General features: G+C 50.7%; 8 protein-coding genes. 7 read left to right on the top strand and 1 reads right to left on the bottom strand.

What is annotated here, in order from left to right:
• Positions 1–56 precede the first annotated feature (56 nt).
• From cadA to ABK821_RS15415, 4 genes are all read left to right on the top strand, one after another.
• On the top strand, positions 57–2,204 hold the full coding sequence (cadA, locus tag ABK821_RS15430; RefSeq protein WP_138357869.1) for a lysine decarboxylase CadA: 2,148 nt from the start codon (positions 57–59) through the stop codon (positions 2,202–2,204).
• A 486-nt stretch (positions 2,205–2,690) separates the two neighbouring features.
• Positions 2,691–4,208 (top strand): lysine--tRNA ligase, encoded by a 1,518-nt coding sequence (lysS, locus tag ABK821_RS15425; RefSeq protein ID WP_343178455.1) that lies wholly within the window; start codon positions 2,691–2,693, stop codon positions 4,206–4,208.
• A 331-nt stretch (positions 4,209–4,539) separates the two neighbouring features.
• Positions 4,540–5,763: an MFS transporter gene (locus ABK821_RS15420; protein ID WP_343178454.1), complete on the top strand. Its 1,224-nt coding sequence runs from the start codon at positions 4,540–4,542 to the stop codon at positions 5,761–5,763.
• Positions 5,764–6,140: 377 nt separating this feature from the next.
• The gene (locus ABK821_RS15415; protein WP_343178453.1) at positions 6,141–7,172 is read left to right on the top strand and encodes a Gfo/Idh/MocA family oxidoreductase; all 1,032 of its coding nucleotides are present in this window, start codon (positions 6,141–6,143) and stop codon (positions 7,170–7,172) included.
• Positions 7,173–7,217: 45 nt separating this feature from the next.
• Here the strand turns inward: ABK821_RS15415 and ABK821_RS15410 are convergent, their stop codons facing one another.
• Entirely contained in the window at positions 7,218–8,225 is a 1,008-nt protein-coding gene (locus tag ABK821_RS15410; RefSeq protein WP_343178452.1) for a Gfo/Idh/MocA family oxidoreductase, read from the bottom strand.
• Between the two features lie 101 nt (positions 8,226–8,326).
• Between ABK821_RS15410 and ABK821_RS15405 the strand changes: the two genes are divergently transcribed.
• From ABK821_RS15405 to ABK821_RS15395, 3 genes are all read left to right on the top strand, one after another.
• Positions 8,327–9,346, top strand: coding sequence for a LacI family DNA-binding transcriptional regulator (locus ABK821_RS15405; RefSeq protein ID WP_343178451.1), 1,020 nt, complete (start codon positions 8,327–8,329; stop codon positions 9,344–9,346).
• A gap of 687 nt (positions 9,347–10,033) precedes the next feature.
• The gene (locus tag ABK821_RS15400) at positions 10,034–10,957 is read left to right on the top strand and encodes a sugar ABC transporter substrate-binding protein (RefSeq protein WP_138359162.1); all 924 of its coding nucleotides are present in this window, start codon (positions 10,034–10,036) and stop codon (positions 10,955–10,957) included.
• A 26-nt stretch (positions 10,958–10,983) separates the two neighbouring features.
• The gene (locus ABK821_RS15395) at positions 10,984–12,468 is read left to right on the top strand and encodes a sugar ABC transporter ATP-binding protein (RefSeq protein WP_138359160.1); all 1,485 of its coding nucleotides are present in this window, start codon (positions 10,984–10,986) and stop codon (positions 12,466–12,468) included.

Here is a 12,468-nt window from a genome sequence, read left to right as displayed (position 1 = left end):
TTCCATAATCTGCCACAACGTGGCGGGAGGGGGATTCTATATCCGGAGATTTGACTATGAACGTTATTGCTATTATGAATCACATGGGCGTTTACTTCAAAGAAGAGCCCATCCGTGAATTGCATCGCGCGCTTGAACACCTTGATTTCCGTATTGTTTATCCGAATGATCGTGATGATTTATTGAAACTTATTGAAAACAATGCGCGACTGTGTGGCGTTATTTTTGACTGGGATAAATATAATCTTGAGTTGTGTGAAGACATCAGCAAAATGAACGAATATATGCCATTGTATGCCTTTGCTAATACTTACTCTACGCTGGATGTGAGCCTGAATGATTTGCGTATGCAGGTGCGTTTTTTTGAATATGCGTTAGGTGCAGCGGAAGATATCGCCAGCAAAATAAAACAAAATACTGATGAGTATATTAATACAATTCTGCCGCCGCTGACTAAAGCGCTGTTTAAATATGTACGTGAAGGCAAATACACCTTTTGTACTCCCGGCCATATGGGCGGTACCGCGTTCCAGAAAAGCCCGGTAGGTAGCATTTTCTACGATTTCTTTGGTTCTAATACCATGAAATCCGATATCTCGATTTCGGTTTCCGAACTGGGTTCTTTATTGGACCACAGCGGCCCACACAAAGAAGCTGAAGAGTATATCGCTCGCGTTTTTAATGCGGAACGCAGCTACATGGTGACCAATGGCACCTCTACCGCCAATAAAATTGTTGGAATGTACTCTGCGCCAGCGGGTAGCACCGTGTTGATTGACCGCAACTGCCACAAATCGTTGACCCATCTAATGATGATGAGCGATATTACGCCAATCTACTTCCGTCCTACCCGTAATGCTTACGGTATTCTTGGCGGCATTCCGCAGAGTGAGTTCTTGCACGCGACTATTGCTAAACGCGTGAAAGAGACGCCAAACGCCACCTGGCCGGTATATGCGGTGATCACGAATTCCACTTACGATGGCCTGCTGTACAACACTGATTACATCAAAAAAAACCTGGATGTGAAATCTATTCACTTTGACTCTGCATGGGTGCCTTACACCAACTTCTCGCCAATTTACGCAGGTAAATGTGGGATGAGCGGCGACCGCGTCGAAGGGAAAGTGATTTACGAAACCCAGTCCACGCACAAACTGCTGGCGGCATTCTCTCAGGCTTCCATGATTCATGTGAAAGGTGATGTTAACGAAGAAACCTTTAATGAAGCTTACATGATGCATACCACCACGTCTCCGCATTATGGTGTAGTGGCTTCCACGGAAACCGCTGCGGCAATGATGAAGGGCAACGCCGGTAAGCGCCTGATTAACGGTTCTATAGAGCGTTCAATCAAATTCCGCAAAGAGATTAAACGCCTGAAAGGCGAGTCTGAAGGCTGGTTCTTTGACGTCTGGCAGCCGGAACACATTGATGATCCTGAATGTTGGCCGTTACGTTCTGATAGCGCATGGCATGGTTTTAAAAACATCGACAACGAACATATGTATCTCGACCCAATCAAAGTCACCCTGCTGACTCCGGGGATGAAGAAAGATGGCACTATGGATGCGTTCGGGATCCCGGCCAGCATTGTGGCGAAATATCTCGACGAACATGGCATCGTGGTGGAAAAAACCGGTCCGTATAACCTGTTATTCCTGTTCAGTATCGGTATCGACAAAACGAAAGCGCTGAGTCTGTTACGTGCGCTCACCGATTTTAAACGCGCGTTCGATCTCAACCTGCGGGTGAAAAACATGTTGCCGTCACTGTATCGGGAAGATCCTGAATTCTATGAAAATATACGTGTTCAGGAACTCGCGGAGCGTATTCACCGACTGGTTGCGCATCATAACCTTCCGGATCTGATGTTCCGCGCGTTTGAGGTACTGCCAACTATGATGATTACGCCATACGCCGCGTTCCAGGAGGAGTTGCACGGTCAGACTGAAGAAGTTTATCTCGAAGAGATGGTGGGCCGCGTCAACGCGAATATGATCCTGCCGTATCCACCTGGTGTTCCGTTGGTTATGCCGGGTGAAATGATTACTGAAGAGAGTCGCCCTGTACTGGAATTCCTGCAGATGCTGTGTGAAATCGGTGCTCATTATCCGGGATTCGAAACTGATATTCACGGCGCCTATCGTCAGGCAGATGGCCGATATACTGTCAAAGTATTGAAAGAAGAGAACAATAAATAATTGATGTTTAACAGGAAGGTGGTTTATCGCTTCCCTTTTTTCAAGGGGCAAGGAGAACATATTTGCAACCACGCGCTGTGGTATATCGCTTTCCTGAGACGGCCTGATATGCGGTTCAGGGGGTTGATACCGCTGAGCAGCAGCGCGTCGGCGTGTTCATTCTCGCTTTGTTAACCGTCGTTGCTTGTCGCGTGGGTATACACGGTACGGCTATCCGGGAATGTCCTGGAGACGGCGTCATGGTACCGGGATGCTGATGCAGGCGTTAATACTCAAAACTGGGGTCTGAACTGCCGTGAATTATCACTTATTGTATTGAATATTAATACAAAAATAATAAATCCATGGTTGAGTGAAATCAGCCAGAAGTGAAACCTGTCTCGTTAAGATTGTTCCGTAATAATGGCACCAGAAACAGATCTCGCCGGATAGTGAACTGGTTCAATTATCGAAACAAGCTTGCAAGCAGGGTTATGAGGAACCAATATGTCTGAACAACAAGTACAAGGTGTCGATGAGGCACTTGATCTCAATAATGAACTGAAAGCCCGCCGTGAAAAGCTGGCTGCACTGCGTGAGCAGGGTATCCCGTTCCCGAATGATTTTCGTCGTGACCACACCTCTGACCAACTGCACGCTGAGTTCGATGCGAAAGAAAACGAAGAGCTGGAAGCGCTGAACGTTGAAGTTGCCGTTGCTGGCCGTATGATGTCCTGTCGTATCATGGGGAAAGCCTCTTTTGTGACGCTACAGGATGTCGGCGGCCGCATTCAGCTGTATATCGCCCGTGACGATCTGGTGGAAGGTGTCTACAACGAGCAGTTCAAAAAATGGGACCTCGGGGACATCATCGCGGCGCGCGGTAAGCTATTCAAAACCAAAACCGGTGAACTCTCCATCCATTGTAGCGAACTGCGTCTGCTGACTAAAGCCCTGCGCCCGCTGCCGGACAAATTCCACGGCCTGCAGGATCAGGAAGCGCGCTATCGTCAGCGCTACCTGGACCTGATCGCTAACGATGGATCCCGCCATACCTTTAAAGTGCGTTCGCAGATCCTGGCGGGCATTCGTCAGTTCATGGTCGGCCGCGGCTTTATGGAAGTGGAAACTCCGATGATGCAGGTGATCCCCGGTGGCGCTTCCGCCCGTCCGTTCATCACCCATCACAACGCGCTGGATCTGGACATGTACCTGCGCATCGCGCCGGAACTGTACCTGAAGCGTCTGGTAGTTGGCGGCTTCGAGCGCGTGTTTGAAATCAACCGTAACTTCCGTAACGAAGGTATCTCCGTGCGCCATAACCCAGAGTTCACCATGATGGAACTCTATATGGCCTATGCGGACTATAAAGACCTGATCGAGCTGACCGAATCCCTGTTCCGCACCCTGGCGCATGATGTTCTCGGCCATACCGAAGTGCCTTACGGCGATGACGTTTTCGACTTCGGCAAGTCGTTTGAAAAACTGACCATGCGCGAAGCGATCAAGAAGTACCGTCCTGAAACGGATATGGCCGATCTGGATAACTTCGATTCCGCAAAAGCGCTTGCGGAAAGTATTGGCATTCACGTTGAGAAGAGCTGGGGTCTGGGCCGTATCGTGACTGAGATTTTTGAAGAAGTGGCGGAAGCGCACCTGATTCAGCCGACCTTCATCACCGAATATCCGGCAGAAGTGTCGCCGCTGGCGCGCCGTAATGACGTGAATCCGGAAATTACCGACCGCTTTGAATTCTTCATTGGCGGCCGCGAAATCGGTAACGGCTTTAGCGAGCTGAACGATGCGGAAGACCAGGCGCAGCGCTTCCAGGAGCAGGTGAAGGCGAAAGCCGCCGGAGACGACGAAGCGATGTTCTACGACGAAGACTATGTTACCGCGCTGGAGCACGGTCTGCCGCCAACGGCGGGGCTGGGCATTGGCATCGACCGTATGGTGATGCTGTTCACCAACAGTCACACTATCCGCGACGTGATCCTGTTCCCGGCGATGCGTCCGCAGAAGTAAGTCCCGGTGAAAATCTGGCCCCTTTGTTTGCAAGAACTTTGGGGCTTAAGTCTAAGAGACAATTTTAAATTGTATACATCAAAATGTATTAGCTCAAACTTGACCTGACATTTTCACTTGTAGCACACAATTAAATCTGACAATTTGCTTCGAGCGAAAAACAGACGTTAAGGCTTCGATAATACTGCCTACTTTTTGTGGTACAGTGTTGTATCCGTTTCCGTGAGAGTAAGTTTTCCGATGTAGCGATTCTGTCTTCTAACAGTTTTTACTTTCCACATTGCCTGTCGGCTGTGTGGGCCTCTGTTATTTAAGATGAGAATCTTTCTGCATGAATACTTTACTGTTTGCGCTGATTTGCGCACTACGCAGCCACGATTGGCTGCGCTTCCTTGGTTTTGCCTATGTCCTGTCATCATTGGGTAATGGACTTACTCAGGTGATTGTTTTTGGACAACTTCTACACTGGCAGGCTTCTCCCGCGACTCTGACCATAATTTATATGCTGTCAATGCTGCCCAGTTTTATAGGGAGCATCTGCGGCGAAGCTCTGTGTAATAAAGTTTCACCACTCCGAATCCTGATTTTTACAGAGCTACTCGGCCTGCTTGCACTTGTTTTTCCGTTATATGGTTTGTTGCATCATAACGTTCCGGCTTTGCTTGCGGTGCAATGCTCGGAAGCGCTATTCAGCGGAATGAGTTATCCGGCTTTGACTCTGTTGTTTAAACGCGGATTACGGCATGACGAACTACCTGCAGCAACCGCCATGGAAACGATAATTTTTGCCTCACAGGTTTTACTCGGTACCGGATTGGGCGTTTTATTGTTCGACCTGATCTCCCCTTTAAATCTCCTCGCCATTGATGCCCTGAGCTTTGCCGCTTCCACTGTTTTACTTCTGACATCAGCCTCTGTTTTTCAGGTGATAGAACTGCAAACTGAAAAAACAGTGGCTGTCGCACAGAAGTTATTTTGGCGGTGTTTATCTCCATTGCAAAAAAGAAGCGTGGTGCTTTTACCTGCTCTTGCAGCTGTGGGCTCACCCGCAATGGCGCTTTTACCTGCTCTTGCGCAGGAAATCAGGGCTGAAGATTCAGCAGGGCTGGCACTTCCACTCCTTTTTGCGCGTAGCCTCGGACAACTCTGTGGCCCGCTAATGCTTGATGCTAGTAAATTGCAGCGCTATTCCGCTAATAACTGGATGTTGCTGGTATGCCTTAGCGGATACATTGGAGGTTATTTTTTATTACCTCTTTCTGCCGCATTTCCATACGCCGCGCTTATTATGATTTTCAGTGCACACATGGCTTCGAATATTGTGTTTGCTATAGGTACTTTCGGGGTGCTTAAAAACTTTGCAGAAACTCAGGTTGCCAAAGCCAGTGCAATTACATGGCGTGGACAGGTTCTGACCGCTGCTATTTCTACCGGGATAACCAGCGTGATAGCGCAGAACTTCGGTGCTTTTACTGCTCTTTACAGCATTTCTCTGTTCAGTCTGGGAGGTGTTGGTGTTTTGCTCTGGTTTAGCAGGGTGCACAGAAAAAATTAAAACGTTGGTATGTGTGGCATCGTAAATAAAGAGTAGGGAGCAGGTCTCTTCTCCACTAATACAAGGTCCGCTTCTGGCACAGGCTGTGTGAAAACTGCTGATCACTTTTTGGTACTAAGTAGTACTCAGATATGGCAAGAATCGAGTTTTTACACAACTTGGGCACAGAGCGGACTGTCAGGTTGGGTCCGGCTCTGTGCCGGAAGAGTGCCAGATCAGATCTGAGCTAATACAAGCTATCAGAACTATTCGCGACCGAACGATGCATATTTTGACAAACAATAAGTCAATGATGGAATTCCATCATAAATTCGTTACTCCTCCTCTTTAGCGCCTGCTTATAGTATCTGCGTAAAGATAAATAAAAAGGATCCGCTATGTTCCCGTCACAGTTACCGAAACCGCGCCATCATTCCGCGCAGGCGATCCCCTCGCTGCGTTGGGGGATTATTGGTCCCGGATGGATTGCCGAACGTTTTGTGAAGTCGCTAAAAGAGTACAGTCGTCAGCGTGTCGTCGCCGTGACCTCGCGGACGCAACAAAAGGCCGACAGTTTTGCCGCACGGTGGGGCATTGCCCAGGCTTATTCTCAGGTGGATGAAATGCTGGCGCGCCCGGATATAGATGCGGTTTATATTGCCACGCCGCATAACCATCACTTCCCCGATGGGCTGCGGGTATTACAGGCGGGAAAACATGTGTTGATTGAAAAACCTTTCGCGCTGAACAGGCGGGAAGGGATGGCGCTGAAGGCGGAAGCGGCGAAGCAGAGGAAGCTGGCGATGGAGGCGATGTGGTGCGATTATGCGCCAAAATATGACGTGATTCGCCAGTTGCTGAATGACGGTGTGTTAGGCGATTTGCATACGCTGCTCGCCGATCACGGCGAGTTTTTTACTCCGGATCATCGCATTTTTAATGCCGATCTTGCGGGGGGGCCAATGATGGATCTCGGCAGCTATCTGACCTCTTTCAGCGTGATGGTCGGTGGTACGCCGCAGGATATTATCGCCCGTGGCCGCCCCGCTCAGAGAGGCATTAACGGACAGATTTCGATGATATTTAACTGGGAAAACGGCTTACAGGCCTTACTGAACACCACGTTGTTCAGTAATACGCCTGGCGGCGCGGTGGTGGCCGGGCGCGATGCGACGCTGATCATCGACGGGCAATTTTATGCGCCGGGGAATTTTACCCTCGCCGCCAGCCAGGGCGGGCAGGTTCTGCGTTGGGAGGAGCCGCGGAACCGTTACGATCAGCTATTTTATCAGGCAGAACATTTTGCCTGGTGCGTCGGCAGGGGTGTGACGGATTCGCCGATTCGCCCGTTATCCAGGGTGCTGGAAAATCTTAACGTGATGGACGAAGTGCGACGGCAGGTTGGCGTTGTATTTAACGAGGAGCGCTGACAGCGCAGAGCAATCCCCGTATGCCTGACTGCATACGGGGATTTTTTACGCCAGTTGTTCAACGTTAACAAATTGCCCCTTTTGCAATGAGATGACGGCGGCTTCGGCGATAGCCTGCGCCTGCAAACCGTCGAGCAATCCCGGCAGATCGGGTACCGCTTCCCCGTGTAATGACCGGACAAAGGCATCCAGGTGCCGATAGTACGAATCTTTGACGCGGCTGAACCAGTCGGGATACAGGCCGGGCTGAATGCAGCGTTCTCCTTGCCATAGCGTCACGCCGCGGGATGTCTGACTCCCGGACTCTATCACGCCATCCGGGCCAAGCAGGCTTATGCGCTCATCATAGCCGTGGCCGGTGCGCCGGGTATTGTCCAGTTGCGCCAGCGTGCCGCCGCGCATCCGTAGCAGTAAAATTGAGGTGTCGACATCGCCAGACTCAGCGATCTCCGGCTGCGCCAGCGCGTCGCCCATGGCGGCGACGGTTGTCACTTCATCGCCGGTAAGAAAACGCAGCAGATCAAAAAAGTGAATCGCCTGGTCACGCATCTGTCCGCCACAGCTTCGCAGATACTCAAGCGGCGGCATCACCGATGCCCGGCACACCATCTGTACCAGCTCGATTTTACCGATAATGCCCGCCTCAAGCTGGCGGCGTAGCTGCTGGTGGCTGGCGTCAAAGCGGCGGTTAAAACCAACGGTAACCGGCACGTTAAGCGGCAGCACTTTGCTGACGACATCGCGTGCGCGGGCCAGGGAAAGATCGATCGGCTTCTCGCAGTAGACGGCTTTCCCGGCGCGGGCGGCGGCCTCCAGCAGCTCTGCATGTGAAGGTGTTGAGCTGGCGATCAGTATTGCATCAATGGTATCGCAATTGATGGCCTCCGCGACGGTTGCCGTTTGTGCTCCGTAACGGGAGGCCAGCGTTTTCGCTCGCTCGGGATCGATGTCCGCGACCAGAGCCAGACGGGTTTGTTCATGGTGAGCAAGGTTAGCGGCGTGAACCTGGCCGATAAAGCCGCTGCCTAACAACGCAAAACGAATACAGCGCATTTTCTTCTCCGGAATGAGGGATTTGCCGTTGCCAAAGTAATCCGTTTGCTACACTGACCGACACAGGCGTTTTGATGGATTTCCATCATCTGAGAGGAACGATGAAAAGCATTTCGCTGGAACAGTTGGCTAAACGGATTGGCGTCGGCGTGGCGACCGTTGATCGGGTGCTTAACGAACGCGGCGGCGTGTCGCCGGAAACCACGCGCAGGGTGTTGCAGGCTGCGCGTGAGGCGGGGCTGAAGCGAATTTTGCCGGAAGAGCGGCGTCTTCCCTGGCAAATTGAAGTTTTTCTGAGTAGTAACGACTCGCGTTTTTTCTCCCGTCTGACGCAGGATTTCGCCGAGGTGGCGGACACGTTTGGTTATCGTCGGCTAACGTTGTACCGCACGCTGGTGGCGGAATCGCAGCCAGAAAAGCTGGCGAAAAGCATTATCCGCAGCAGTAAAACGCGCCATGCGATCGTGGTATTTGGCAATGAACATCCGCTGGTCTACGAGGCATTGTGCCACTGCCGCGAGGCGAATGTGCTGGTCATTACCCTGGTGACAGACCTTCCTGACGCGCAGAGACTCTGTCACGTAGGGATCGATCAGCGGCAGGCGGGGCGCACCGCAGGCATGATGATGGGACTGATGACGCATCGACCCGGAGAAGTGATAATGCTCAGAGGACGTCAGGACTTTAGCGCGCATCGTTCGCGAATTCAGGGATTTCGTGAGGTGATCAGCCAGCGTTTTCCTCATTTACAGCCAGGAGAGGTACTGGCGGGGGAGGACAACCGGCAGCAAATTGAGCGTTTGCTGGAGGCGGCGCTGAACCGTGGCGGCGATGTGGCTGGCATCTACAATACCGGTCTTGGCAATACGCAGGTGGCGCAGGCGCTGGCTCGCCACCGACGCTACGGCGAGTGCTGCTGGATTACCCATGAACGATACGGTACCACCCGCGAACAACTGGCACGTGGCGGGCCGGCGCTAACGATCGATCAAAACCCCCGCCAGCATGCTCAACTGGCGGTGGATCTGGCCCTGCGCCACCTGGAAACCGGTTATCAACCGCATCTCTTTCATGACGGAAAGGTCGAATTCATCCTTTATAGTGCGGAAAACGTGGACTGAACGTTTCGGGGCCACGTTGCGGATACCCTGAAATTTATCGCGTCAAATTCCCTGATGCGGCTTAGTTAACGCGGCGTCACCCATTTTTGTGGCTGGTTGAGCGGTCCGGTTAATCGGTGGTTTTGGCAAAAGCTTGATGTGGTTGCAGGCCTGACAACATCGTCGGGTTTTATGGGCGACAGCGCCTGGAGAGCTATCGCCAGACTTCCCCGAAAGAAGCGCTCCCCGCAGGCAAATGATACAGAAGACAACACCGATGACTCGCTTAACCGATCGGCATTCGTCAAATTTCCCCCTTTTAGACCGTTGTTGATAATGGCACTCCTCCCTTCAAACCGTCGTCTGCCTCTCATTTTTTGCGCATTTATGCGTCAATGTTAGATGTGTGTCAAAATTTTGTTAATGCGCGGTTTTAAAATTTTCATTTCAGTTATTTAATTATAAAAGTTTCATGTTTAACATTAATGAAATAAATAATCTGAAATTTTCATCCATAACAAATGGACTGATGTTTTAAAAACTACTCAAAAATAACTTTATTTTGTGATTTCTGTCAAAAACAGAGCGCTGTACCGCGAGGGAACTTTTTCGTGGTGCTGAAAAAACAGGCGTTTAAAACGATATTAATGAAATTAAATTTTCATTTTACCTTACCTAACCGATGTACCTGTGAATAAAGGATCAACTATGAATATCAAGAAAACGGTTGTTGTCTCTTTAATGGCCTGCATGTTGCCAGCGGTTGTGATGGCGAAAGATATTTCGATCGGTGTGTCTATGGCGGTATTCGATGACAATTTCCTGACTATTCTGCGTACCGCAATGCAAAAAGAGATGCAGAAAGAGGGGGTTAAATCGCAGGTGGAAGATGCCAAAGGCGATGTCTCACAGCAGTTACAGCAGGTGCAGAATTTTATTGGCCAGGGCGTTGATGCCATTATCGTCAACCCGGTAGACACCGATGCGGTGAAACCGATTATGGACCAGGCCACTAAAGCGGGCGTTCCACTGGTCTTTGTCAACCGTCGTCCCCAGGCGCAACTGACCGACAAAATGGCCTATGTCGGCTCCAATTCCGTGCTGGCGGGACGCTTACAGATGGAAGCGTTAGCGAAAGCGATGCACGGCAAAGGCAACGTCGCCATCCTGCTCGGCGATCTGGCGAATGAATCGACCCGCGACCGGACCAAAGGGGTTGAAGAGGTGGTGGCTAAATACCCTGGTATCAAAATTGTGCAAAAACAGACGGCCAAATTTATTCGTAATGATGCCGTTGACGTGGTCAGCAACTGGATGACCAGCGGCGAAGATATTCAGGCCATCGCCTCCAACAATGATGAAATGGCGATTGGCGCGCTGCAGGCGTTAGGCCGGAACCCGAATCATATCCTTGTCGCCGGGGTGGATGGTACCCCCGATGCGCTGCAAATGCTGAAAAACGGCAAAATGATCGCCACCATCTTCCAGGATGCGAAAGGGCAGGGCGAAGGCGCAGTGGAGGCCGCCGTGAAGCTGGCCAACGGCGAGAAAGTGGAAAAAATCATTGATATTCCTTACCAGCTGATCACCAAAGACAACATGGCTGAGTTTGTGAACCGCAACCAGAAATAATCGTTCAGTGGTACGGAGGTAGATGCATGAACGCTTTTGCACTTGAAGCCGAAGGTATCAGCAAATTCTTCCCCGGCGTGAAAGCGCTCGATAACGTCTCATTACGCGTGCGCCCAGGGACGGTGCATGCGTTGATGGGCGAAAACGGTGCCGGGAAATCGACGTTAATGAAATGCCTTATCGGGATCTATCGCCCCGATAAAGGGGCGATCCGTATTAAAGGGGAACCGGTTCAGTTTCAGGATACGATGGATGCATTGCGAGCCGGGATCTCAATGATTCACCAGGAACTTAACCTGGTGCCGCACATGACGGTAGCGGAAAATATCTGGCTGGGTCGTGAGCCGATGAAATACGGTTTTGTCGATCATCGTCAGCTTAACCGCCAGACTCAGGAACTGCTGAATAAACTGAATATCCGTTTATCTGCCGAGCGGCTGGTGGGGGATTTAAGCATCGCCTCTCAGCAGATGGTGGAAATTGCCAAAGCGGTTTCGTGGAACGCCGATATTGTGATTATGGATGAGCCGACTTCAGCTTTAACCGAAAGCGAAGTGGCGCACCTGTTTACAATTATTCGTGACTTACGCCAGCAGGGAAAAGCCATCATCTATATCAGCCATAAGATGGATGAAATTTTCACGATTACCGATGAAATTAGCGTATTTCGCGATGGGACCGGGGTCGGCAGTAAACAGACCGCGGAATTTACCCGCCAGTCGCTTATTACCCAGATGGTCGGACGGGAGCTGACCCAGCTATTTCCCAAATTTAATAACACCATCGGCGAAGAGGTGTTAACCGTTCGTAATTTGTCACGTAAGGGGGTGTTTCACGATATCAACTTTAACGTGCGACGCGGAGAAATTCTTGGCGTCGCGGGTCTGGTGGGAGCCGGGCGCAGTGAAGTGATGGAAAGCCTGTTTGGAATGGAAAAAGTCGACAGCGGCGAGGTGCTGATTGACGGTATCCCGGTCACGATTGATTCTCCCTCAACGGCGATTGAAAAAGGCATGGCGCTGTTGACCGAGGATCGTAAAAAATCCGGTCTGTTCCTGGTGTTATCGGTACTGGAGAATATGAGTATCGTTAAAATGCCGGAATATATTGGTAAAACGGGTTTTGTTCAGCACCTGAAAATGGCTGAAGATTGCATGGAGCAGATCCGCCGCCTGAATATTAAAACGCCAACGATGGATCAGATTATTAATAACCTCAGCGGCGGTAATCAGCAAAAAGTGCTTATTGCTCGCTGGCTTTTAGCTCAGCCAAAAATATTAATTCTCGATGAGCCGACGCGCGGTATTGACGTCGGCGCGAAGGCGGAAATTTATCATTTGATCAGCGAACTGGCGAACCGCGGCGTGGCGGTGATTATGGTTTCGTCTGAATTACCTGAAATACTTGGCATGAGCGATCGGGTGATGGTCATGCATGAAGGGCGTATTACTGGCATTCTTGATAAAGAGGATGCCGACCAGGAAACCATTTTGTCGTTGGCATCCCACTGA

Origin of the sequence: Klebsiella sp. KE9456, from assembly GCF_043832615.1 — a bacterium.
Lineage (GTDB): Bacteria > Pseudomonadota > Gammaproteobacteria > Enterobacterales > Enterobacteriaceae > Klebsiella > Klebsiella indica.
The sequence above is the reverse complement of the archived record's forward strand: the minus strand, read 5'-3'. Positions and strand labels throughout refer to the sequence as shown.